22 protein-coding genes and 3 pseudogenes are annotated in these 23,944 nt (G+C 67.1%); 17 read left to right on the forward strand and 8 right to left on the reverse strand.

Annotated features, from left to right (window positions below; genetic code table 11):
• Window positions 1–45 precede the first annotated feature (45 nt).
• Window positions 46–936 carry a PhzF family phenazine biosynthesis protein gene (locus GA0070607_RS00840; RefSeq protein ID WP_089016449.1) on the reverse strand — a complete coding sequence of 297 codons (891 nt, stop codon included), beginning with the start codon at window positions 934–936 and terminating at the stop codon, window positions 46–48.
• Window positions 933–1,241 carry a winged helix-turn-helix transcriptional regulator gene (locus tag GA0070607_RS00845; RefSeq protein WP_231930718.1) on the reverse strand — a complete coding sequence of 103 codons (309 nt, stop codon included), beginning with the start codon at window positions 1,239–1,241 and terminating at the stop codon, window positions 933–935. The genes GA0070607_RS00840 and GA0070607_RS00845 overlap by 4 nt, the downstream gene beginning before the upstream one ends.
• A gap of 151 nt (window positions 1,242–1,392) precedes the next feature.
• Between GA0070607_RS00845 and GA0070607_RS00850 the strand changes: the two genes are divergently transcribed.
• A complete protein-coding gene (locus GA0070607_RS00850) occupies window positions 1,393–2,424 on the forward strand; it encodes an NAD(P)H-dependent flavin oxidoreductase (RefSeq protein ID WP_089016451.1) in 1,032 nt (343 codons plus the stop codon).
• A 176-nt stretch (window positions 2,425–2,600) separates the two neighbouring features.
• Here GA0070607_RS00850 and GA0070607_RS00855 read toward each other — a convergent pair whose 3' ends face one another.
• Complete coding sequence (locus tag GA0070607_RS00855) at window positions 2,601–4,025, reverse strand: M48 family metallopeptidase (protein WP_089016452.1); 1,425 nt, start codon at window positions 4,023–4,025, stop codon at window positions 2,601–2,603.
• On the opposite strand from GA0070607_RS00855, the pseudogene GA0070607_RS00860 reads away from it, so the two are divergent.
• Both GA0070607_RS00860 and GA0070607_RS00865 read left to right on the forward strand, forming a co-directional pair.
• A pseudogene (locus GA0070607_RS00860) lies at window positions 3,978–4,483 on the forward strand (transposase); the annotation flags it as partial. The gene GA0070607_RS00855 and the pseudogene GA0070607_RS00860 overlap by 48 nt on opposite strands.
• Window positions 4,484–4,782: 299 nt before the next feature.
• A complete protein-coding gene (locus tag GA0070607_RS00865; RefSeq protein ID WP_089016453.1) occupies window positions 4,783–5,109 on the forward strand; it encodes a hypothetical protein in 327 nt (108 codons plus the stop codon).
• A gap of 505 nt (window positions 5,110–5,614) precedes the next feature.
• Here GA0070607_RS00865 and GA0070607_RS33130 read toward each other — a convergent pair.
• Window positions 5,615–5,935 (reverse strand): MDR/zinc-dependent alcohol dehydrogenase-like family protein, encoded by a 321-nt coding sequence (locus GA0070607_RS33130; protein ID WP_231930721.1) that lies wholly within the window; start codon window positions 5,933–5,935, stop codon window positions 5,615–5,617.
• A gap of 386 nt (window positions 5,936–6,321) precedes the next feature.
• Window positions 6,322–6,651 (reverse strand): annotated as a pseudogene (locus GA0070607_RS33135) (alcohol dehydrogenase catalytic domain-containing protein); the annotation flags it as partial.
• Between the two features lie 220 nt (window positions 6,652–6,871).
• Between GA0070607_RS33135 and GA0070607_RS00875 the strand changes: the two are divergent.
• The 9 genes and pseudogenes from GA0070607_RS00875 to GA0070607_RS00915 all read left to right on the forward strand — a co-directional run.
• Entirely contained in the window at window positions 6,872–7,147 is a 276-nt protein-coding gene (locus tag GA0070607_RS00875) for a hypothetical protein (protein WP_089016454.1), read from the forward strand.
• Entirely contained in the window at window positions 7,148–7,945 is a 798-nt protein-coding gene (locus tag GA0070607_RS00880) for a hypothetical protein (protein WP_089016455.1), read from the forward strand. It abuts the gene before it with no gap.
• A 14-nt stretch (window positions 7,946–7,959) separates the two neighbouring features.
• Entirely contained in the window at window positions 7,960–9,246 is a 1,287-nt protein-coding gene (locus tag GA0070607_RS00885; RefSeq protein WP_089016456.1) for an MFS transporter, read from the forward strand.
• Between the two features lie 19 nt (window positions 9,247–9,265).
• Entirely contained in the window at window positions 9,266–9,712 is a 447-nt protein-coding gene (locus tag GA0070607_RS00890; RefSeq protein ID WP_231930722.1) for a hemerythrin domain-containing protein, read from the forward strand.
• Window positions 9,713–10,010: 298 nt separating this feature from the next.
• Complete coding sequence (locus tag GA0070607_RS00895; protein ID WP_408630934.1) at window positions 10,011–13,685, forward strand: nitrate reductase subunit alpha; 3,675 nt, start codon at window positions 10,011–10,013, stop codon at window positions 13,683–13,685.
• Between the two features lies 1 nt (window position 13,686).
• Window positions 13,687–15,336, forward strand: a complete 1,650-nt coding sequence (gene narH / locus GA0070607_RS00900) for a nitrate reductase subunit beta (RefSeq protein ID WP_089016458.1) — start codon at window positions 13,687–13,689, stop codon at window positions 15,334–15,336.
• Between the two features lie 56 nt (window positions 15,337–15,392).
• The gene (gene narJ, locus GA0070607_RS00905; RefSeq protein ID WP_197701218.1) at window positions 15,393–16,028 is read left to right on the forward strand and encodes a nitrate reductase molybdenum cofactor assembly chaperone; all 636 of its coding nucleotides are present in this window, start codon (window positions 15,393–15,395) and stop codon (window positions 16,026–16,028) included.
• Window positions 16,025–16,753 (forward strand): respiratory nitrate reductase subunit gamma, encoded by a 729-nt coding sequence (gene narI / locus GA0070607_RS00910; RefSeq protein WP_089016460.1) that lies wholly within the window; start codon window positions 16,025–16,027, stop codon window positions 16,751–16,753. The genes narJ and narI overlap by 4 nt, the downstream gene beginning before the upstream one ends.
• A gap of 146 nt (window positions 16,754–16,899) precedes the next feature.
• A pseudogene (locus GA0070607_RS00915) lies at window positions 16,900–17,264 on the forward strand (helix-turn-helix domain-containing protein); the annotation flags it as partial.
• Here the strand turns inward: GA0070607_RS00915 and GA0070607_RS00920 are convergent.
• Window positions 17,213–17,452 (reverse strand): Ada metal-binding domain-containing protein, encoded by a 240-nt coding sequence (locus GA0070607_RS00920; RefSeq protein WP_089016461.1) that lies wholly within the window; start codon window positions 17,450–17,452, stop codon window positions 17,213–17,215. The pseudogene GA0070607_RS00915 and the gene GA0070607_RS00920 overlap by 52 nt on opposite strands.
• Window positions 17,453–17,846: 394 nt before the next feature.
• Between GA0070607_RS00920 and GA0070607_RS00925 the strand changes: the two genes are divergently transcribed.
• From GA0070607_RS00925 to GA0070607_RS00940, 4 genes are all read left to right on the forward strand, one after another.
• Window positions 17,847–18,275 carry an OsmC family protein gene (locus tag GA0070607_RS00925; protein WP_089021566.1) on the forward strand — a complete coding sequence of 143 codons (429 nt, stop codon included), beginning with the start codon at window positions 17,847–17,849 and terminating at the stop codon, window positions 18,273–18,275.
• Between the two features lie 287 nt (window positions 18,276–18,562).
• The gene (locus tag GA0070607_RS00930) at window positions 18,563–18,943 is read left to right on the forward strand and encodes a nuclear transport factor 2 family protein (protein WP_089016462.1); all 381 of its coding nucleotides are present in this window, start codon (window positions 18,563–18,565) and stop codon (window positions 18,941–18,943) included.
• Between the two features lie 118 nt (window positions 18,944–19,061).
• A complete protein-coding gene (locus tag GA0070607_RS00935) occupies window positions 19,062–20,282 on the forward strand; it encodes an MFS transporter (protein ID WP_231930723.1) in 1,221 nt (406 codons plus the stop codon).
• A 119-nt stretch (window positions 20,283–20,401) separates the two neighbouring features.
• Window positions 20,402–20,770 (forward strand): Na+/H+ antiporter NhaA, encoded by a 369-nt coding sequence (locus GA0070607_RS00940; RefSeq protein WP_269458416.1) that lies wholly within the window; start codon window positions 20,402–20,404, stop codon window positions 20,768–20,770.
• Window positions 20,771–20,892: 122 nt separating this feature from the next.
• On the opposite strand, the gene GA0070607_RS32205 is transcribed toward GA0070607_RS00940, so the two are convergent.
• Both GA0070607_RS32205 and GA0070607_RS00950 read right to left on the reverse strand, forming a co-directional pair.
• Window positions 20,893–21,696: a hypothetical protein gene (locus tag GA0070607_RS32205; RefSeq protein WP_157743052.1), complete on the reverse strand. Its 804-nt coding sequence runs from the start codon at window positions 21,694–21,696 to the stop codon at window positions 20,893–20,895.
• Window positions 21,697–22,228: 532 nt separating this feature from the next.
• Complete coding sequence (locus GA0070607_RS00950; protein ID WP_089016465.1) at window positions 22,229–22,618, reverse strand: DUF488 domain-containing protein; 390 nt, start codon at window positions 22,616–22,618, stop codon at window positions 22,229–22,231.
• 698 nt (window positions 22,619–23,316) lie between these two features.
• Between GA0070607_RS00950 and GA0070607_RS00955 the strand changes: the two genes are divergently transcribed.
• The gene (locus GA0070607_RS00955; protein WP_089016466.1) at window positions 23,317–23,745 is read left to right on the forward strand and encodes a cupin domain-containing protein; all 429 of its coding nucleotides are present in this window, start codon (window positions 23,317–23,319) and stop codon (window positions 23,743–23,745) included.
• The last annotated feature ends 199 nt before the right edge of the window (window positions 23,746–23,944 follow it).

Raw genomic sequence — 23,944 nt, forward strand, 5'->3', positions numbered from 1 at the left:
TGCACGGCTGATCGTCCGGTCTACCGAGCGGTCGCGCTCGACGTGCTACTGACGTCCGGCGTTCTTTTTGGTGTCGGGTTCTGCGGGCCCGGTGCGGATGATGGCTGTTCCGCCGATCCGGGTGGAGATGCCGTAGGTGGTGGCGGTCGTGGTGGCGCGGACGAGGGAGGGGCGGCCGGCGGCGTGTCCCTGTTCGACCTCGATGCTGTTCCGGGCGTGGGTCGCATACAGGTGGGCGGCGAGGCAGCCGGTGCTGTTGGCGTTGACGACATCTTCGCCGACGCCGATTGCGGGCGCGAACATGCGGGCGATCGCTCTGTCGCGGACCGGAGACCTGGTGTAGACGAAGCAGCCGAGGTAACCCCGGCGGTGGCATTCGGTGGCGAGTCGGGGAAGATCCGGTCGCAGGGAGTGCAGGGTCGGCGCCGTCTTGACGGGTACCAGAAGTCGTGGTGTTCCTGGCGAGGCGACGCTCGGGCCGTCGTCGGCGGCGATGGCGGCCGGCTCGATGCCGAGGGCGCTGAGGATCTTGTCGAGATCCTCGGAAACGGTGTTTTGAAGATCAATGATGCCCTGATCGAACCACACCTCGATGCCGTCGTCGCGCTGGATCGCTGTGGTGTCGAAGGTGCGGCCACCGGTCCGCTGGCGCCCCTGTTGCTTGGTTGTGCCGCGACGGTGTAGCAGGAAGGCTTGGGCGGCGATGGTGCCGTGTCCACAGTTGGTGAGCTCGCTGTGTGTGGTGAAGAACCGCACGGTGTCCGCCTCGGTGTCCACGAAGGCCGCGTGTGAGGTGCCGACATCGCGCACCACCGCGCGGCGTGCATCATCACCGAGCGTGTGGTCATCGATCAGTACGGCGGTGGGGCTGCCGCCGTGTCCGCGGTGCGTGCAGGCGTCCACGATGGTCACGTTGCGGTGGTGGTTGCCGGTCATGGTGGCGTCGCCCTGTCGGTGATCATCTCGTGGTCGGCGAGGGCGGCGGCCCAGTCGTCGGACCAGCGCACGAGAGGGCGCAGTGCGCGGTAGGCGTCGTCCCCGAGTGAGGTGAGCGCGTATGCGGTATCCGGGCGCTGCTCGACGAGGCGGGCCTCTGCCAGCTCGGTCAGCCGTTGCCGCAGGACGCTGGACGACATGTTGTCACAGCGCTGTTGCAAGGCACGGAAGCCGAGCGGACCGCCTTGCAGTTCCCACACGATACGCAGGCTCCACCGCCGTCCGAAGAGGTCGAGCGCGGCCATCAGGGGTCGTCCGGTACTCGACCCGCGTACCGGTCTCCCCGGCCTGGGCGCCGCCATCGCGATCCCGTCCCCTTCTCCACCGCTTCTGTTTCCGATACAGTACCGGGCTCGGATCTGATTCGTTTTCCGAAGCGCTGGAGGAAATTTCGCCATGATCGTTGGGTTACGCACCGCACTGGGCGACCGTCTCGGCATCACCGCGCCGGTGGTGCAGGCGCCGGTCGGTTCCGCGGCGGCGCCGGAACTTGCCGCCGCAGTGTCCGAGGCCGGTGGGCTCGGCATGCTGGCAGTGACGTGGCAAGGTCCTGACCGGGCGCGCGACAGCATCCGCGAGGTGCGACGGCGTACGTCCCGGCCGTTCGGGGTCAATCTGATACTCGACTTTCCCGTGCAGGACACGTTGGCGGTCTGCTTGGACGAGGCGGTTCCGGTCGTCTCGACCTTCTGGGGCGACCCGGCGCCTGTCAGCCAGCTGATCCGGGACGGCGGTGCGCTGCACATGCACACGGTCGGCAGCGTGAGGGAGGCGCAGCACTCCGTCGACTGTGATGTCGACGTCATCGTGGCGCAGGGCTGGGAAGGCGGTGGGCACGTGCGCGGGACGACCACCACGATGGTTCTGGTGCCGGCCGTGGTCGACGCGGTCAGCCCGATCCCGGTCATGGCAGCCGGAGGCATCAGCGACGGCCGCGGTGTCGCCGCCGCCCTGGCCCTGGGCGCGCAAGGCGTGTGGCTGGGCACCCGTTTCCTCGCGACCATCGAGGCAAGGACCCATCAGCTCTACCGCAACCGTCTGGTCGCCTCCGGTGCCGAGGACACGGTCCACACTCGCTGCTTCGACGGCGGCTGGCCCGACGCGCCGCACCGCGTCCTGCGCAACACCACCGTGCATCGCTGGGAATCCGCTGGATCTCCACCGTCGCCGGGGCGCCCCGGCGACGGCGACATCGTGGCCGTCGACGACGAAGGCCAACCGCACCACCGGTACGAGGATCTGATTCCGCTGCCCGGCATGACCGGAGACCTGGCGGACATGGCTCTCTATGCCGGACAGTCGGTCGAACTCGTCCGCGACGTCCGCCCGGCGGGTCAGCTCATCCGCGACCTCACGACACAGACCATCGACGCCATCGAGCAGATGCGCCGGATGACCCGACCGGCGCACGGGAGTCCGCAACCATGACCTCCCCACCTCCCAGCGAAGGCCACGCCGACAGCAGCGCTGCTGTGCGGGAAGCTTCCGGCGCGGCCGGGACAGCGCCAGCTACCTCGAAGACGTCGGCTACCTCACCCACGGCACTCTCGGGTTCTGCACCGACTGGAAGATCGATTACGTCCCCACTGGCTGGCGCAAGCTCCTCAGAACCGGTCCCTGGTTCCAAGGAGGGCGTTGTGCGCGGTGCGGCGCCACGGCGCGAGTTCAGTGTCGATCTCGGCCCAACGGATGTCGTCGACGCAGACGGCTCCGTCGACACCAGGCAGGGCCTCGATCAGCGCCATCCTCTGGTCTTCGCTCGGGTGGGTGCTCCACAGGTCGGTGGTTCGCCGGCTGAGCTGGCGGGCCAGCGGCAGGTGGGCGGCCAGGCGTTGCCGGGCTTCGGCCGCCATCGCCTCAAGTTGCTCACCGTCGATACGTGGCGCCAGATGCCACAAGTCCTGCCAGATCCGGCCGGCAAGCAGGACCGTCTCGGAGGATCGGAGGAAGGGCGCGCTGCCGGCGACCCTGCGGGCCACTAGATCGGCCCGGTACTCGGCGTGACGGCTGTCGGGCATCGCCACGCTGTCGACGAGCAGCTGAGCGGTCGCGGCGGCGACATTGGCCAGAGCGACGATTCCGTGAACGATCATCCCGAGGAGGACGACTGTCCCCCTCCCCTGCTCGGCCAGCGAGTCCGCCGCCCGAATGGCTCGCCGCCAGGGGTTCCGCCCACCGGTGGCCGCTACCGCCCGGGCGCCGAACGTCCTCGCCAGCAGGGTCCTTCGTACCCGAAGCGGATCGCCGTTGGCGAGGTGACCCAGCTCGTGGGCCAGGAGCGAAGCCCGGGCCGGCCGCGGCAGCATCACCCACAGCGGGATTCCGATGACGAGCACCGACCGCTGGCGCCAACCCAGCCGGGCGACACCAGCGTTGAGGCTCAGGTCCGCGCAGATCACGTCGGGAACCGGTGTCCCGGCGGCATCGGCGACCTCCCGCACCAGACGGTGCAACTGCGGAGCCTCGCGCTCGGTGATCACGCCATACTTCGGCACCCGCCCGAACGACGGCTTGACAAGCAGCAAGATGAGCACAGCGGGGATCGCCATGGCCAGCCGGACGCCCGGCGGCAGATCGCTGGCCACGACAAGCCAGACGAGGTAGCCCGCCGCCGCCAGCCCCAGCAGGGCCAACACCACGGAGGCCGCCAACAGCCAGACCTCACCCGACGACGTCCCAGCCGGGCGTGCCTCCGGGTCGGCCAGCAGCTGCTCATGCGCCGCCCGATCGACCTCCAGCCCTCGCCGGAACCCCCACCGGCCGATCATCCTGGTGCCGCGCCAGGGAGCCAGGGCCGGGTCGTACACGTCCAGGTTCCACCGGCAGGCAGAGCACCAGGAGAGCGCCCCCGCCTCCAGCAATACCAAGTCGTGGGCACACGCCGGACACTTGCTCGGCGTCGTCGTCTTCGTCGGCACGAGGGTGGAGTGTAGATCGCAGTGACAGGAGTGCGTGGTCCGGCAAAGGCGGCGTGGTCTGCGGTCACCAACGTGTGGCCCCAGACGGTCGTGCAAACCTGCGTGATCCATCTGATCCGCAACACGATCCGGCTGACCTCCTGCAAGTACTGGGACGAGCTGAAACGAGCCCTCAAGCCGATCTACACCGGGCGGTCAACGCGCCGCGGCCCGGACCGCTTTCGACGACCTGGCGGACAAGTGGGGCGGGCGTTATCCGGTGGTGATCTGGTTGTGGGACAACGCCTGGTCCGAGTTTCATCCGGTTCCTGGACTACGACGTGGAGATCCGCAGGGTGATCTGCTCGACCAACGCGATCGAGTCCCTCATCGCCCGCTACCGGCGAGCGGTCAAAGCCCGCGGCCACTTCCCGAACGAGCAGGCGGCGCTAAAGTGCCTGTATCTCGTGACCCGGTCTTTGGCCCCGACCGGAACCGGCCGGACCCGATGGACGATGCGCTGGAAACCCGCGTTGAACGCCTTCGCCATCACCTTCAGCGACCGCTTCCCGGCCGTTGAGACCTACTAGAAGACCGCCGGAAGCACCGTTAGCGAGATAGTCCCCCGGCTCCGGGGCTGGTGCGGGCGCGGCCGGCGTGGCGGTGGTCGCTGGTGGGGCGGCGGCCGGAGTCTCGGGTGTGCTGGTGCCGCAGCCTGCGGCGGCGAGCATGACCGCGGGCGGTGACGGCGACGGTGCTGTGGTGAAGACGCATTGCGTGATCCTCGGACAGCGGGCACACCTGCGCCGCCCTCTGACCCGCTCGCGGCCTGTCCGGCTGGGGACACAGCCGCTCCCCCACCTGACCTACGAAGATCAGCATGACTGACATGAGCGAGCAAACGGTCGTGCGCTGCGGCGACCGCCTCACCACCATCACCGACGTTCAGATCCCGCCCACCGTATGTCGCTTCCCCGCCGGGCACGCTGGCTGGCACATGGCCGACACCGGGGCCGAATGGAGCCAGGTACCGGCCGCCGACCTGCCGCTGCTGCTGCTGGCCGCAGTCGACAACGCGTTGCGGAACGGCTCGTACATGACGGGCGCGAACGTGGCGTTCAACCGGCCGTGCGAACGCCTCGGGATTGACCGGGATGCGCGCGTGTTCCGGCCCGACTGGGCTCCCGCCACCGACAGTGCGGACGGCAGTCGATGAGCGCCGTCGAGTCAAGGGCCGGAGTGTGGACAGCTATCACCGCCGACCAAACCGGTGGCATCCATATCGGCAGCGAAGCCGTCCGAAGGAGCACCCGCGCATCCTGGTGGTGCGGGCACTGCTCGATGAGGACGACATCTGCGAGAAGGAGACCGGTGCTGTCGTCGACACCGAGTTCGACCAAGCAGTCGAGACCATCGCAACGACACCGGGCACGTCGGATTGGGGAGCGCACCGTCGTCGTCGGTCATGAGCCAGCTAACGTCAGCGGGAACGGCCCAGCCGGCCTCGTCCGTCTCGCCCAGATCCCACTGCGCCGCGGCCTGTTGGAGATCGTCCGGCGCGGGTGACCTGCCGCAACTGAGGATGCGCTTTCGGCGGCACGGCCGGACCGAAGCCGCCTGCCGCGCAGAACGCGTGGGCAAGGGCGTTGAGTCGGTTTCCGTCCGGTAGCGTGCCCCCGCCGAAGTCGACGGGGGCAGGGGCGTCCGTCATGACGTTCTCCTCAGCGCGTGAGGACGACTTTGAGCGCGCCCGTTTCCGCCGCGCCTGCGAAGACGTCGTACGCCTCGGCGATCTGCTCCAGTGCGAACCGATGGGTGACCATGTGGGCCGAGTCGAGCTGTCCCGCGACCAGCATGTCGAGCAGCCTCGGGGTGGAGTACGTGTCCACGAGCCCGGTGGTGAGGGTGACGTTGCGGATCCACAGGTCCTCGAGGTGCAGAGTCGCCGGCTTGCCGTGTACGCCGATGTTGGCGACTCGCCCGCCGGGCCGCACCAGCCTCGTGCAGAGTTCGAAGGTCTGCGGTGTGCCGACCGCCTCCATCGCCACATCCGCCCCGAGACCCCGGTGAGCGACAGGACAGCGGCCAGCGGGTCACCGTCGGCGAGGACGGTCGTATCGGCGCCGAACACTTTCGCGGCTGCCAGGCGACTCTCCGCCTTGTCTACGGCGATGATATGCGCCGGGGAGAACAACCGCGCGGTCTGGATGGCTGCCAGCCCGGTCGGCCCGGTGCCCACCACGACGACGGTGTCGCCGGGGCGGACGGGGCCGTTGAGGACGCCGACCTCGTACGACGTGGGGAGGATGTCGGCGAGCAGGACGGCGGCTTCGTCGGTCACGGCCGCCGGCAGTTTGTAGGTGGACGTGTCCGCAAACGGGATGCGGGCGTATTCGGCCTGGACACCGTCGACGACGTGCCCGAGGATCCAACCCCCGCCCCCCAGGCACTGACCGTAGGTGCCCTCCCGGCAGTAACGGCACGTCCCGCACGCGGAGATGCACGACGCCAGCACCCGGTCACCCTCGCGAAGGCTGCTCACGCCGGCCCCGACCGAGACGACGGTGCCGACCGCCTCGTGTCCGAGGACCCGGCCAGGCTCAACGGCAGGGACGTCTCCGCCGACGATGTGCAGGTCGGTGCCGCAGATGGTGACAGCGTCCACCCTGATGATCGCGTCCCGAGGGTCCACGATCCGTGGATCCGGGACTTCGGTCCATGACTTCTCGCCCGCTCCGCCGTACACGAGTCCTCGCACTGTTCCTCCATCGTCGGTGCCTCAACTCGATGCTGCGCGCCTACCGGACGTACAGGCAGGGCCGACGGGCCCTGATTGCCGGGAATGCGCAGGTACCGGGCCCGCGCGCGGCGGCACCGCGGCCCGCTCCGTCAGCTCGGTGGTGGGGCCGCCCCGGGAGCCCGGCATGGAGGGCCGTCCGGCCCTGGCCGCCCGGTAGTTTCGCGCGCAGGCTCGCACCATGCAGAGCAACGGCACCAGGACGTCCGCCCGGCTGCTCGGCGTGGGCCTGGTGCTGCTCGCCGCGGCGGTCGCAGCCGTGGTGGTGCTCGGCCCGCTGGTGTTCGGTGTGCTGCGTTACCGCACGTCCGCGACGAGCATGAATCAGATCATCGGCGGGGACGCCGCCGCATTGATCGTCGTCGCTCCGGTCACCGTCGCGGTGGGGGTGTTGGCGATCCGCCGGCATCCGGCGGCGCCCGTACTCGCCCTGGCGCCCTCGATCTTCGTGCTCTAGATGTACACGCAGCTGATCGTCGGCAACGAGTACCTGCGATTGCCGGGCAACGTCGAGCGGTTCTTCCCGCTGATGCTCGGCCCGTTCGTCCTGGCCGGCGCGATCGCCCTACGGGCGTGGACCAGGTCCCCAGCGGGACAGCTGCCGGCGGCCTCGCCGCGGGCCGATCGGGTGGCGGGAGTCCTGTTGCTGGTCATCGCCGCCTTCGTGGCGCTGGGTCTGCACCTGCCGAGTTACCTGGACGCGATGCGCGACCAGCCCACCGCGGTGCAGTACCTGTCCAGCCCGACACCGTTCTGGCTGGTCAAGCTCATGGACCTGGGCATCGTGGTCCCGGCGGCGATCACCGTCGGAATAGGCGCGCTGCGGCACCGGCCGTGGGCGCCCAAACCCGTGTACGCCATCCTCGGCGCCTACACCCTGATCGGCGCCTCAGTCGCCGGCATGGCCATCACTATGGTCGTCCGCGATGACCCGGACGCCTCCATCGGGGTTGCCACCGGCGTGACGGTGCTCTGCATGCTGCTGGCCGCGGTGACCTGGTACGTGTACCGCCCGCTGTTCCGCCCGGCCGGGGCACATGCCGGCCTGTCAGCGCCCCACGCTGCTCCGCGCGCACTACCCGCTCGGCTCCTGACACATGGGGCCGTTCGGACTGACGACCCGGCGCCCGCCCGAGTCGTCCTATGTGGTCGGGAACAAAGACCCTGTTCGGTCGGATCGGAACCGGAAATCCTGGTGGGTGTGCCGCTCTGGAAGGCGCTAGCCGATGGCGACCGGCATCTGCGTCGCGAATGACAGTGGAGACGACAATGAGCACACGGGATCCCCGCGCAGCTTCGCCGGGCGCAGTGCAGGCAGCCGGCGGGCAGCGGACGGTGATGCTCGTCCTGGCCACCGTCGGGTTCGCAGTCAACTTCTGGGCCTGGGCCCTGCTCAGCCCGCTGGCTCCCAAGTTCAAGGACACGCTGGGTCTCAGCGCGTTCCAGCAAGCTCTGCTGGTCGCAGTCCCGGTCGTGGTTGGCTCGCTGGGCCGGATCCCGGTCGGGGCGTTGACCGACCGGTTCGGGGGCCGGGTCATGTTCCCGCTGGTCTCCCTGACGACGATCGTCCCGGTGCTCTATCTGGGTCTGTCCGGGCACACCTCGCTGGCCGGGCTACTGGTCGGCGGGTTCTTCCTCGGCGTCGGCGGCACCGCCTTCGCCGTCGGCGTGCCGTTCGTCAACGCCTGGTTCCCGCCCGAGCGGCGGGGGTTGGCGATCGGGGTGTTCGGCGCCGGGATGGGCGGCACCGCGATCAGCGCGCTGACCACCGTCAAACTCGTCACCGCTGGGCGGACCGCGACCCCGTTCGTGGTCACCGCGATCGCCTTGAGCGCTTACGCGTTGGTGGCCGCGCTGCTATTGCGCGACGCACCCGGCCAGGCGCTCCCGTCAGGGACGCTGTCGCGGCGGCTGGCCGGCACCGCACGTCTGCGGGTCACCCGCCAGGCGGCCGCCCTGTATGCCGTCCTCTTCGGGGGCTACGTCGCGTTCTCCGTCTACCTGCCCGCCTACCTCAAGACCGCCTACGGGCTCACTCAGGCCGACGCCGCCAACCGGATGGCCGGCTTCGTGCTGCTCGCGGTGGTGATGCGCCCGATCGGCGGCTGGCTGGCCGACCGCCTCGCCCCGACCCGCGTCCTGGCCGCATCGCTCGCCGTGGTGGTCGTCGGCGCGGCTGTACAGGCGTTCACCCCCGGCCTCGCGCCGCTGGGTACCATCGCGTTCCTGTCCATGGCCGCAGCCTTGGGTGCTGGCAGCGGCGCGACCTTCGCCTTGGTCGCCCTGCTGGCACCGCAGAATCAGGTCGGCTCTGTTACCGGCATCGTCGGTGCCGCAGGCGGCCTCGGCGGGTTCGTCCCACCACTGATCATGGGTGCTATCTATGGCCAGTACGGGTCGTACGCTCTTGGCCTGGCCGCCCTCGCTGTGGTCGCACTCGCCGCGTTGGCGCTGACTGTCACGGCTGTCGCCAAGAACGTCAGCCAGACGTCCGTCGGCGTCCAGGACCCAGCGACCCGCCCCAACTCAGGCAAGGGAAGTGCTGTTCATGTGTGAGTACTGCGGGTGCCAAGCCGTGACCGCGATCGACGATCTGACCCGCGAACACGATCTGGTCGTCAACCTCATCGGTGAGGTCCGTGCCGCGCACGCCGCTACCGACACCGCTCGGATGGCAGAACTGGCCCGGCAGATCACCAACGTCCTGGAACCACACACTTATGTCGAGGAGCACGGCCTGTTCCCGATGTTGGCCGCCGACTTCCCCGATCAGGTCATGGCCTTGCAAGCCGATCACCGGCACATCGAAGCGGTCCTCGGCGAAGCCGGCGGCGGCGCACCCGCCGACCCTGGCTGGCCCGCCCGGCTCGTCGAGACCCTCCACCTGCTCCGCGAGCACATCCTCAAAGAGCAGGACGGCGTCTTTCCGGCCGCTCTCGCCAGCCTGAACCCCGAGGACTGGGACGCTGTCGACACCCTCCGGGCGACGGTAGGCACATTGTTGCCCGCTCCCGGTCGCTGATCGCCATGTCCTACACCCGAGGGGTTCCATCCCGGCGATTGTCCCGGGTCGGTCTCGTGCCCCCACCGATCATCGGCTGCGCCTGCGGCCGTGCCGACTCTTATGCCGGCGGGCCGTGGCTGCCGCCGCCAACCGCGGCCTTCGCCACGCTGCTGACCCCAACCGTCGTACGCCGGCCCGCGCGTCGACACGACGAGGAGATGTCCATCTCATGACGACTGCCCGAAACCCCCGCGACAGCACCAGCAGTTCGGGACACGCTGATCGGTCGGGTTTGGACGGCCCGCTCAGTGAGGCCCTGGTGCGCACCCGTCGCTACTTCACCAAGGGCACGGTGTCCGAGGACCTGCGGACCCTCACGAAGCGGGGTGGCCGCCAGGCCGACGACTTCTACCGGGACCGGTGGAGCCACGACAAGGTGGTCCGCTCGACTCACGGGGTGAACTGCACCGGGTCCTGCTCGTGGAAGGTCTACGTCAAGGACGGCATCATCACCTGGGAGACCCAACAGACCGACTACCCGTCGGTCGGTCCGGATTCCCCGGAGTACGAGCCCCGCGGCTGCCCGCGCGGTGCGGCATTCTCCTGGTACACCTACTCGCCGACCCGGGTCCGCTATCCCTATGTCCGCGGCGTCCTTCTACAGATGTTCCGGGAGGGCAAGAGCCAGCACGACGGTGATCCGGTGCGCGCGTGGGAGCACATCGTCGAGAATCCGCAGCGGGCGAAGGCCTACAAGTCCGCCCGCGGCAAGGGTGGCCTCGTACGCGCCACCTGGGAGGAAGCATGCGAGATAGTCGCCGCCGCGCACGTCCACACGATCAAGAAATACGGCCCCGATCGGGTGGCCGGCTTCTCGCCCATTCCGGCGATGTCGATGGTCTCGCACGCGTCGGGTGCACGCTTCGTGAACCTGGTCGGTGGCTCGATGCTGAGCTTCTACGACTGGTACGCCGACCTCCCGGTCGCCTCCCCGCAGGTCTTCGGCGACCAGACCGACGTTCCCGAGTCGGGCGACTGGTGGAACGCCGGCTACTTGATCATGTGGGGCTCCAACCTCCCGGTCACCCGCACCCCCGACGCGCACTGGATGACCGAGGCCCGCTACCGCGGCCAGAAGGTGATCGCGGTCGCTCCCGACTACGCCGACAACGTGAAGTTCGCCGACGAGTGGCTGCCGGCCAGACCAGGCACCGACGGCGCGTTGGCCATGGCGATGGGCCACGTCGTGCTCAAGGAGTTCTTCGTCGACCGGCAGACACCGTATTTCACCGAGTACGTCAAGACCTACACGGATCTGCCGTACCTGGTGAAGCTCGACGACGCTGGTGACGGCGCATTCACTGCGGGCAAGTTCCTGACGGCCGCCGACCTGGCCTCAGCCGGCGCGGCGCAGGAGAACGCCGCCTTCAAAACCGTTCTCATCGACGCACGCACCGGTGAGCCGGTCGTCCCGAACGGCTCGCTCGGTCACCGGTTCGGCGACGCCGGTATCGGCCGCTGGAACCTCGAACTCGGCGACGTCGACCCGCAGCTCTCCCTGCTCGAGGGCGCCGAGGAGACGGTCCTGGTGCAGATGCCACGCTTCGACACTGCGGACGGAGCAGCCGCCGACCTACCCCGCGGCGTTCCGGTCCGCCGTGTCAATGGGCACCTCGTCACCACGGTCTTCGACCTGCTGCTCGCGCAGTACGGCGTCGGCCGTGACGGCCTGCCGGGGCAATGGGCCCGCGGCTACGACGACGCGGACGCGCCGTACACCCCCGCATGGCAGGAAGTGATTACCGGTGTCCGGGCCTCTACCGCTGCCCGGATCGGGCGGGAGTTCGCCGCGAACGCCGAGGAGTCACGTGGCCGATCGATGATCGTCATGGGGGCTGGCACGAACCACTGGTTCCACTCCGACACGATCTACCGCGCGTTTCTGACTCTGACCAACCTCACCGGATGCCAGGGCGTCAACGGCGGCGGCTGGGCGCACTACGTCGGGCAGGAGAAGGTCCGTCCGATCACGGGCTACACGCAGATCGCCAACGCCCTCGACTGGAGCCGGCCGCCACGCAACATGATCCAGACGGCTTTCTGGTACTTGCACACCAACCAGTTCCGGTACGACCAGTTCGGCGCCGACACCCTTGCCGCCACTACGGGCAAGGGCCAGCTGGCAGGAAAGTCCACGGCCGATGTGATCGCCCAGAGCGCGCGGATGGGCTGGATGCCGTCATACCCCACGTTCGACCGCAACCCGCTCGACCTCGCCGACGATGCGGCCGCCGCCGGTAAACCGGTGGGCGCGTACGTCGTGGAGCAGCTCAAGTCCGGCGAGCTCGACTTCGCCGGTGAGGACCCGGACGCACCACAGAACTATCCGCGCATCCTGTCGATCTGGCGGGCCAACCTGCTCGGCTCGTCGGGAAAGGGCAACGAGTACTTTCTCAAGCACCTACTCGGCACCGACTCGTCCATACGGGCGACCGAGACTCCAGAGGACCAGCGCCCGGTCGACGTGACCTGGCGAGACGAGGCACCCGAGGGCAAGCTCGACCTGCTCATGACGATCGACTTCCGGCAGACCAGCACCACGATCTTTTCCGACGTCGTTCTCCCGGCGGCAACCTGGTACGAGAAGCACGACCTCAACACCACCGACATGCACCCCTTCGTGCACTCCTTCAACCCGGCGATCGCGCCCCCATGGCAGACGCGGACCGACTGGGACGCCTGGCAGAGCATCGCAGCGAAGTTCAGCGAGCTCGCCGCGACCCACCTCGGCGTGCGCAAGGACGTCGTCGCAGTCCCACTCACCCACGACACGGCGGACGCGATGGCAAACCCGCACGGCGTGGTGCGTGACTGGAAAATGGGCGAGTGCGAACCGATCCCCGGCGTCACCATGCCCAAGCTCGTCGAGGTCGAACGTGACTACGGCGCGATCGCCGAGAAGATGAACGCGCTCGGCCCTCTGGTCGACACCCTCGGTGCGACCACCAAGGGCGTCACATTCGAGCTAGGCAAGGAGGTCGATTACCTGCGGCGCAAGAACGGCGCCGTTCGCGGCGGCGTGGCCGACGGCCGGCCGTCGCTGAAGAAGGACGTCAACGTCTGCGAGGCAATCCTGGCCATGTCCGGGACCACCAACGGGCATCTGGCTACTCAGGGGTTCAAAACGCTCGAGAAGCGCACCGGTGTCCGGCTGGCCGACCTCGCCGAGGAGCACGAAGGCAAGCAGATCACCTTTGCCGACACCCAGGGGCCACCGGTGCCGGTGATCACCTCACCGGAGTGGTCGGGCTCCGAGACGGGCGGGCGACGGTACTCGCCGTTCACCATCAACGTGGAACGCAGGAAGCCCTGGCACACCCTGACCGGCCGGATGCATTTCTACCTGGATCACGACTGGATGACCGAGCTCGGCGAGGGCCTGCCCGTCTACCGGCCACCGCTAAACATGGCGGCACTGTTCTCGGAACCGTCGCTCGGGAATGTTTCCAACGGGGCGGGAGCCGCCGAGGTCGAAGGGCTCACGGTGCGGTACCTGACCCCGCACAACAAATGGTCCATCCACTCGGAGTATCAGGACAACCTGTTCATGCTGTCGCTCTCACGCGGGGGCCAGAACATCTGGATGAGCGATCGCGACGCGGCCAAGGTCGGCATCCAGGACAACGACTGGATCGAGGCGGTCAACCGCAACGGGGTCGTGGTCGCCCGGGCGATCGTGTCGCATCGGATGCCCGAGGGCACGGTCTACATGTACCACGCACAGGACCGGTTGATCGACGTACCGATCGCCGAGACCTCGGGCAAACGGGGCGGCATCCACAACTCCCTGACCCGGATCCTGGTGAAGCCGTCCCACGTCATCGGCGGCTACGCCCAGCTCACGTTCGCTTTCAACTATCTCGGCCCGACAGGCAACCAACGCGACGAGGTCACGGTCATCCGCAAGCGCTCACAGAACGTGGAGTACTGACATGCGCGTCATGGCCCAGATGGCGATGGTGATGAACCTCGACAAGTGCATCGGTTGCCACACCTGCTCGGTGACCTGCAAACAGGCGTGGACCAACCGCACCGGCACCGAATACATCTGGTTCAACAACGTGGAAACCCGCCCCGGCCTCGGCTACCCCCGGACGTACGAGGATCAGGAGAAGTGGAAGGGCGGCTGGGAGCTCAACAAGCGCGGCAGGCTGGTGCTCAAGGGCGGCGGGCGGTTCAAGAAGCTGTTCAATATCTTTTCCAACCCCAAGCTTCCCTCGATCGGGGAGTACTACGAACCATGGACCTATGACTACTCCACGCTCACTGATGCCCCTGCTCAGGAGCACACGCCGGTCGCTCGTCCGAAGTCGCTGATCTCGGGCAAGGACATGAAGATCGAGTGGTCGGCCAACTGGGACGACGACCTCGGTGGGTCCACCGCGACCGCACACCGTGACCCGATGCTGAAGAAGATCAGCGACAAGGTCAAATTCGAGTTCAAGCAGACCTTCATGTTCTATCTGCCGCGGATCTGCGAGCACTGTCTGAACCCGTCGTGTGCGGCGTCATGCCCAAGCGGGGCGATCTACAAACGTGTGGAGGACGGCATCGTCCTGGTCGACCAGGACAAGTGCCGGGGCTGGCGGATGTGCGTGTCAGGCTGCCCGTACAAGAAGATCTACTTCAACCACAAGACCGGCAAGGCCGAGAAGTGCACGTTCTGCTTCCCGCGCATCGAGGTCGGCCTGCCGACCGTCTGCTCCGAGACGTGCGTCGGCCGGCTGCGCTACATCGGCCTGATGCTCTACGACGCCGACAAGGTCCTCGAGGCGGCGGCGGTCGAGGACGACCACGGACTCTACGAGGCGCAACGTGAGGTCTTCCTGGACCCCTTCGACCCCGACGTCATGCGGGAGGCGGAGAAGGCAGGGATCGCCCGCGACTGGATCGACGCCGCGCAGCGCTCCCCGATCTACGCCCTGATCAACACCTATAAGGTGGCGCTGCCGCTGCACCCGGAATACCGCACGATGCCGATGGTCTGGTACATCCCACCGCTCTCCCCCGTGGTCGACGTCGTACAGGAGACCGGCGAGGACGCCGAGGACAAGGGCAACCTGTTCGCGGCGATCGACGCCCTGCGCATTCCCATCGAATACCTCGCGGAGCTCTTCACCGCGGGCGATGTGGGGCCGGTCGACGCCGTACTCAAGAAGCTGGCCGCTATGCGCTGCTACATGCGCGACATCAACATGGGCCGCGACCCGGACGGCACCATCCCGGCCGCGGTCGGCATGAGCGAGGAGGAGATGTACGACATGTACCGGCTCCTCGCGATCGCCAAGTACGACGAGCGCTACGTCATCCCTCCGGCGCACGCCGAGCAGGCACACTCCCTGGAAGAACTGGCGACCGAGTGCTCGGTCTCCGCGTACGGCGGCGGACAGCAGGACCTCTTCGGCGAGGGCTCCGGCGCACCGACGCCGATCGCCGTCGAGAACTTCCAGATGCTCCAGGACCGTCAGACAGCCGACACGCTCGCTTCGCCCGCCGACAAGGGCGCGCGCGTCAACCTGCTGAACTGGGACGGCAAGGGCTCACCCGAAGGACTCTTCCCGCCACGGGAGACAGACTCGTGAGCCGTCGACCGAAGGCCGGCCTTGCGCCGCATGAGCTGACAATCGCCTGGCAATCGGTGTCGCTGCTGCTCGACTACCCAGACTCCGAGATGCTGGCGCGCCTCGACCTGATCCGGGGCGCCTCGCAGCGGCTGCCGGTGGCCATCGGGGACTCGATCCGCGAGTTCGCGGACCACGTGGAACAGACACCCCTGCCGCAGCTACAGGCCCAGTACGTCGAGACGTTCGACAACCGTCGCCGGTGCAACCTGTTCCTGACCTACTTCGCCCACGGGGACACCCGCAAGCGAGGGCTGGCCCTGCTGCGGTTCAAGCAGACCTACCTCAGCGCCGGCTACGAGCTCGACAACTCGGAGTTGCCCGATCACCTCTGCGTGGTGCTGGAGTTCGCGGCGACCGTGGATCAGGAGCGTGGTCGAAGCCTGATACTCGATCACCGGGCCGGGCTCGAGCTGCTGCGCGTCTCGCTCGTCGACATGTCTTCTCCCTGGGCGGCCCTCATCGACGCGGTCACTGCGACCCTGCCTGCCCTGCGCGGCGACGAGCGGGACGCCGTACGCCGTCTCGCCGCCGAAGGCCCCCCTGAGGAGGAAGTGGGACTGGCACCGTTCGCCGCCCCGCAGTTCAGCGCCGGCGCCGCACCGAAACCGACCTTCTTGTCCATGCCGTCATTCCCAGGAGCACGCCGATGAACGAGTTCCTCTTCGTCGTGGTTCCCTACATCTGCCTGACGACCTTCGTCGTCGGGCACCTGTGGCGCTACCGCTACGACAAGTTTGGGTGGACCACCCGGTCGAGCCAGCTCTACGAGAACCGGCTGCTGCGCATCGGGAGCCCGCTGTTCCACTTCGGGATGCTCGGAGTCGTCGGCGGCCACATCATCGGGCTCCTCGTGCCGCAGTCGTGGACGGACGCGATCGGGATCAGCGAGCACAGCTATCACGTGGTGGCCGTCACCGGCGGTCTGCTCGCAGGCGTCGCAGCGCTGGCCGGCATGGTGATCCTGATCTACCGCCGCCGCACGGTCGGTCCCGTCTTCTCCGCGACCACTCGAATGGACAAGGTGATGTATGCCTTCCTCGCCGTCGTGATCGTGCTCGGGATGTGGAACACCATCGCCGGCTCGATCATGACCTTCGGTGGTGAGTACAACTACCGTGAGGGCGTCTCGGTCTGGTACCGCTCGTTCCTGGCCTTCCAGCCGGACGCCAGCTTGATGGCGAGCGCACCGCTCGGCTTCCAGCTGCACGCACTGGCCGCCTTCGGCCTCTTCGCACTGTGGCCGTTCACCCGACTCGTACACGTGTTCAGCGCACCCGTGGGCTACCTGACCCGCCCCTACATCGTCTACCGCAGCCGCGATGACCAGCTGGGCAGCCACCGGCCTCGGCGCGGCTGGGACCGAATCTCACAATGAACCCCCCGACGCGCCTGTCGTGTCCCGGCTGATGCTTCACATCGGCGTCCCAGCTGATGCTTGCACAGTGGCCGTGTTCGGCTTCTTGATCGCGTGATGTCTGCGGGCATCGCGAGGTCAGGGGGCCGGGATTGGCGCTGGTGCACATGTCGGTGGTGGAGCAGCGGTATCGCGCGGTGCTCGCGGTGAAGGCTGGGGGTCGCGTGGGCGAGGTCGCCGCACAGCTGGGGGTGACGCGGGAGAGCGTTCACGCGCGGCTGCGTCGGTATGAGGAGGCTGGTCTGGCCGGGTTGCAGGACCGGTCGCATCGACCGGACTCGTGTCCGCATCAGGCGTCGCCGGCGGTGGAGGCGGCGGTGTGTGAGCTGCGGCGTGAACACCCGCGGTGGGGTGCCCGGCGGATCGCGTTCGAACTGGGTCGTAACGGCTGCCCGGGGCCGGTGCGTCGCGGATGACGGTCTATCGGATCCTGGCCCGGCATGGGCTGCACGTGGCGGTCAAACGCCGCCGTGGCCGTCCAGCGAGCTGGGCGCTGGCCGCTGTCGGGTGAAAGTCGACGTTTTGCGTGCGAGGGGTCTTGGCGCGGCACGATGGACGACAGTAGGTGCCGGTCGTCTTCACCGCGGTGAGAAAGCTGCCATCGAGTCGTTCCTCGCGTCGTTGGATCGCCTCGTACTGCGACTGCGGATCACCAAGCATCAACGTTCCCCAGGGTGTCCGGATTTGAGTCCGCCCGAGTCGCGGGAGGCGACGACGATCGCCCGCCCTGATGCGTGAACGACGGCGAACCCAAGCTTAAACGGACTTATGAGTCCATCCCGGGGTTTGGCGTTGAACGAGTTCATCTGGGGCATCTTGGTCCGAGCCGCCTCCCAGTGCAGCTTAACACCCCGAGTGATGGTTTCGCGAGGGCCGAGCGGTTCTGGCGACGAGTGACCGACTTGGACTATCTGGTCCACGGAGCTAACCTGCGGAGGTACTCGGTCATGGGGTGATACGCCCGGCCGCAGCCCCCGCTCAGACTTCGGCTCGGCTGCTGCTGGATCCGCGTATCTCGACCATCACTACCAGGATCTACAGGAAGGCGCGGCTGATGGAAACCGATCGGGATCGTGTCGTCGCATCCGCCCGAGTTGTCCTTCCGGCCACTGAGCGCCGGCGCACGGACATGACCACCCGCGGCTTCACGTTCGTCGCCGATGAACCGCACAACGGCGCACTCGGCGAAGGCCCGACGCCGACGGAGTACCTGTTGATGGCGCTCGCGTCGTGCACTGCTCAGACGCTCAGGCAGTACGTCGACTACAAGTACGACACCGCCGGCGACATCACCGTCGAAATCGACTACCACGAACCCGAGCAGGACGGCGCAGAGCGCTACCTGAAGCGCACGATCACGCTGAGCGAAGACCCTGACCCCGACGACTTGAAGGTGATGCATGAGATCGCCGAAAAGTCCCCGGTGACCCTGCTGATTCAGTTCGCATGGAGCGTGAGGACCGAGTTCATCGGGCCGAGCTGAAATCAGGCCGCTTCCTGCTCGGCGATCACGGCAGTGCAGCAAGCGGTTGTCGTTCCGCCCCAGGCGGCGACAGTGAGGCCGTCGAGCGCGACAGTTTGAACGCGATGCGGCGCCTATAGATCGCGACGTGAGCTGTTTTGACTGCCCGCGTGACTCGCGCGGATACATCTTGGGGTGCCTACAGAGCAGGACGGCGCCGCGAACCGAAAGTAAACATTCGGGCCATAACGCCCTTCGTTGTGCCCACCTGCAGCGAGCGTCGAACCACACACAGAAGGAGCAAGAAAATGAATGACACCATGCAATCCGCCGAAGATCTGGCGATCCTCGAGCAGCTCAACCTCGACTACAACCATGCGGACCAGGCCAGCGACGCCAAGCGCTTCAGCGAGTTTCTTGCTGACGATTTCATCGTGCAGACACCGGGTGTCACCCGCAACCGCGACGAGTACCTCGAGTACATCGCCAAGCCGCGCCCTTTCAAGGATCTCGCGCTGCGCGAGGCCAAGATCCGCATCCTCGGCGACGTTGCTCTGATCCACGGCCGCGCCTCATACACCATGATCGCGGACGGTGCGAAGCAGGAAGCTCTGTACACGGACGTGTACCAGAAGCGTGAGGGCACCTGGGTCTGCGTCTCAGCCTGTGCGATCGCTCCGGGCGCCTGACGCCGCTCAAACCAGGCTCCTGGTCGCGAGACATCTTCGCGTCGGGTTGGGACCACACGGGAGCCAAGGGATAGTTCAGGACGCAGAAAGGCACAGCTCGATGCTCAACACGGCACCAGTGACCAACGTGCCCGGCCGGGGCAGAACGCTCCGGCTGACCTTCATATCTGCGGTGGTCTCACTGGTGGCCGCGTTTGCCGCTGTTGGCTCGACGATCCCGCTGTTCAACATCTATCGGGCTGAGGACGGGTTCACCAACGCCGGCATCTCGATGACCGTCGTCGCATACTCCGCCGCCACTCTGACCACGCTGCTGGTGCTGGGGCGACTGTCCAATCATCTGGGCCGACAGCCCATTTCTATCGCCAGCCTCGTCCTGCTCCTCTTGGGCTGTGTGCTGCTGTTGAACGTGCACGACATCGGCATCCTGATCACCGGCCGGCTCCTGATGGGCCTCGGTGCCGGGCTGGCCAGTAGCAGCCTCACTGCATACATCGTCGACGCCGCACCCGCCAGGCCTGCATGGTTGGCCTCTGTCGCCTCCAGCCAGACAGTCATGCTTGGCCTCGCCGTCGGCGCCATCGCCTCCGGCGCCCTGGTTCAGTTCGGGCCGTGGCCACGCGACCTCATCTTCCTGGTTGTCATCGGCCTTCTCCTCCTGTCTGTCGGTCTCATTGCCGTCAGCCCGGAGACCGTGACTCGGATGCCGGGTGCTTGGCGATCGCTGCGACCCCGGGTCTACGTGCCGCCCCGGGTCAGGCATCTGCTCCCCGTCGCGACGGCGGTGTTCCTGGCCACCTGGGCGGCCGGGGCCTTCTACCAAGCGTTCGTGCCTGCGCTGGTCGAGGATCAGCTCCACACCAACAGCCCGCTCATCGTCGGACTGGTGTTCGCCGCCTACATGGGTCCCAGCGTTCTCGGCGCTCCCCTCGGCGGCCGGTTCACAACGACGGCAGCCCAACGCCTCGGCATGATCGCCTTCCTAGCCGGAATGATCGGCATCATCACAGCGATCGCCACCGGCACACTGGCGTTGTTCATCGCCGCAACGATCGTCGCCGGCGCCGCTCAAGGGATCGCCATCAGCGCCACCACTCGCGGTCTGCTGCACGGAAGCACACTGGCCGACCGGGCACCGATTTTCAGCGTGATCTATCTACTCTGCTACAGCGGCGCTACGATCCCGGCCCTCATCGCCGGCCAGCTTTCCCACACCTTCTCGCTCCCGCAGATCGCCCTCGGCTACGGTGCACTTGCCCTCATCGCCACCCTGTTCACCGCCATCGCCGCACGCAACGCGCACACCGACACGGTCGAGAACAGCCAGCACGCTGAGTAATCATCTGACGAACCTCACCGTCATCCAGACCTCACTCGGCCACGAGCGGGCCGCTGACAGTTTTCGTCGACGCCCATCGATCGCCGCGCGGATCGGCGCGATGGGACAGAACCGGACCGGTGTCCTGTTCCTTCTCGTGGGGACGCTTGCGGCGAGCCTCTGGGCCAACGGGGTCCCTGACGCCGTATGACGCGTTCTGGAAGACCCATCTGATGGTCAGCGTCGGCGACCTACAGCTGGATCTCACCCTGCATGCGCTCGTGAACGACGGGCTGATGGCGATCTTCGTCGTCACTGTCGAACTCGAAGTGCGACGGGAGATCGCCATCGGGCAGCTGACGAGCTGGTTCCACGCCCTGGTCCCCGTCGCCGCCGCGATCGCGGGGCTGGCGGCGTCCGGAACTGCCTTCAACACGGTGAGTAACCGAAGCAGCCCGGCCTATGCCGGCCAATACCGCCTGTGCGGCCCTATCCCCACTAGCCGATGACAATGCGTCCGTTCGAGTCGCGAATACGGTCGGTACATCGGCGGAGCGGTTGTCGTGGCACGAATTGTGTCTGGCGGCGTCCAGGCTGGCGTTTGCCAGCGAGAGTGTGTCTAGCTCGTGGGTTATTTGCCCAACTCGATCGTCCGCCACTCGCCCCAGTTGGTGGCGTCTGAGTAGGACTTCTGCCATAGGTCGCCGTCGGCGCTCACCGCGATGACCTCGATGTGCCCGATGCTCGTGACGCCTGCGGCCACATCGCGCATCGGCACGGGTGCGGCCAGGTCCCGCCAGGCCGGATAGTCCTTGCCCTGCCAGTGATCCCGGTGCCTGACGCCGCCGTCGGCGCGAACGACGAACAGTTCCTGATGGCCATCCCAGGCGTTGACCACATCGGCGGCCACGGCCGAGCCGTCCGGCAGCCGACCGAACACGTCGTCCCAGTCGCTCCAGCCGCCTTCCCCATATGGATACCAACGATTGCGGACCTGACCGTCGAGACCGACCGCCCAGCATTCCATAATCCCGTCGCGTGGCGCTGAAAGCGCCACATCCCGCGCAGTAGTCCATCCACCCCCGGCGCACCATGCCGCGCCGTCAACACGCCATCGGTGAGTGACCTTGCCGTGCCCAGAGACCGCATAAACCTCACGGTGCCCGAGCCGGGCGCTGTTGGCCGATATTGCCACGATGCGGCCGGCACCGGGGTCCTTCGGGACTTGCGTCCAACGCTCGCCGAGTGTGCATGCCCACAGGTCGCCTCCGGTATCCACGTAGAACACCTCGACGCGGTCCGTTGCCGTAACGGCCGCGGTGACGTCGGTGACCCTGCCAAGCGGCCGCATGTCGCTCCAGTCCGACCACCGGCCGGACTCCACGTAGGACGCCTTGAATAATCCGCCCTGCGTGGTGACGACGAAGACAGTCATCTCTCCGGCCCGGAGCGAGGCTGTCGCGACCGCTTTGGCTCGCAACTTGGCCCGCTTGCGCGACCGAGTTGCCCAGACACCAAGCGGCAGCGATGCGACCGCCAGAGCAGCGCCGCCTAGGGCCTGCGAGGCGCCGGGGTCGAAACCAACCAGATTTTGACAGGTCAACCAGACGCCGAGGAAGAGGCGAGACCAGCCAGGCACACCGCAAGCCAACGCATACGGTCGATCCCACCAGCAGTACCCGCGAGGCGGAATCCAGCAATCGGCTCGGAGACTTCCCCCAACAGCCGAGACCACGGCCGTGCATGGCACACCGCATCTGTAGTCGTGCGCGCAACCCCGCAGTGAAGCCGAGGTGTTGTGCGGCTTGCTGGCTACCGCCGGACGGCCGTCATGCCGACGCGGTCGCTGTTTCGACGCTCAAGACAGCGAACAGCCGGCCGTCCACCGGCCGCCGTCTCCCTTGCGATGCTCGGGCTTTCGAAGAGGTCGTATGCTCCGGACGCGCGGCATGCACGCGACGGGCGCGTCAGGCAGAGCCGGCGTCACCCAATGTCGGGGTGTGGGGGCCACGCAGAAGGTCGATGAGGACTGCTGCCTGACTGTGTTCGATGTCCTTGCTGGCGGTCAGCAGCGTGATCGGCGTGGTGCGGGCTAACTTCCGCAGCCGCTCGATCGTCGCTTGCGACTGAACGTCTTGCAGTTCGATCAGGTAGCGGCGCCGGAACTCCACGAACCGCTCGGGTTGGTGGCCGTACCAGCGGCGCAGCGGGGTGGACGGCGCGATGTGCTTGACCCACTCGTCAAAGTGGACCGCTTCCTTGGTCAAGCCGCGCGGCCACACCCGATCGACCAGCACCCGAACGCCGTCATCGGGCGAGAGATCGTCGTAAACCCGGCGAAGGGTCACCGTTTTCATGGGTCCTCCTTAATGTGGATGCGCTGATCGCTCGCGACTACCACGGTGTCAGGGTCCCCGCCAATCTTCGCGTGGTGCGCTCGCTGACGGACAGATGTCTGGCAAGCCGGTGCCGTGATCGCCGCACTGCCGATGGTCGGCAGGTTGCGACGGTCGACGTGACCGGTGACGACACCTGTGCAGGTCCGAGGCACAGGCAATCATTGATCGTAGTCGAGGCAGCGTACGCGGTCGCCTGGTCGGCAAGGAACCGCCACAGTCAGCGTCGGTTGTCAGGCCAAGCCGAGGGCAGCGACCGACGATCCACCGATTCATTGTTGCCCACTCGGTCGCCGGTCTACGCGTCGATACTTCAGGAGTCAGTTATAAGTATTGCTCAACGAACCGCAGAAACGACCTGGAGGGGTTCGTTGGCCGACGGCGGTGGAACGATCCGCTCGGGCAGCGGCACGGTAGCGATCAACGATCTCGGTCACCTCGTTGCACCAGTGGAACCGCCCACGCGGGCGCCAGCAGCATAAAGAGGAATCGCTCAGGGACTCATCGACCCTCACCACCCGCCCCCAAGCGCACCGCCGGCACCGGCGGCCCTCGGAGCAGTGTGGTCACGACGATCCGGGCGCCACGTGACGACCGGTGGGTAGCGGCGGGAGCGCGGCCACCGACGTGGTCGCCCGTGAAACGAGAAGGAGTTAGTGATGGAGAAGTTGTCGTTGACCGCGATCGCCGACGGGCTGCTGAGCCATGAACTCGGCGCGTCGAGCCGCATGGGCATGCGCATTGTTGATGGTGGACGTCTGCGTCCGCTCTGCCAGACCGTGATCGCGTTGACCCGTGGCGAAGAGTTGGACGAGCACGAATATCGCGCTATTGCCACCGTGCAGGTGCTGCGCGGTCGGGTACGGGTCGATGCCGGCGATGACACGACGGACGGCTTCCCCGGAGAATTGCTGGTTGTGCCCGGCACACGGCACACGGTGACCGCACTGGAGGACACGGTCGTGCTGCTCACCGAAGCTGAACGTACGTCGTCGATCGCGGCTGAGGCAGCCGATACCGATCTGGCCGCTTCCTGTCAGCGTCGGAGCAGGCGGCAACGCTGGCCTGTGAACGCACGTCTGCGCTAACCAAGACGACGCATCGCTGGGAACGTGCCGCGCACAGTTCGGGCGCGTCGATTGGCGTCGATGATGCCCAGACCCATGGTGTCGCCTCGGGCCGCCAATACCCGGAGTGGCTACGCCCCGCGGCTGCTTTGACACTCGGCCACGTACTCAGCGTTGGCAGATGCCCACGGTTTCCGGTCGGCAGCCGTACCGGTGAACG

The sequence above is a fragment of the Micromonospora coriariae genome (assembly GCF_900091455.1).
Classification (GTDB): Bacteria; Actinomycetota; Actinomycetes; order Mycobacteriales; family Micromonosporaceae; genus Micromonospora; species Micromonospora coriariae.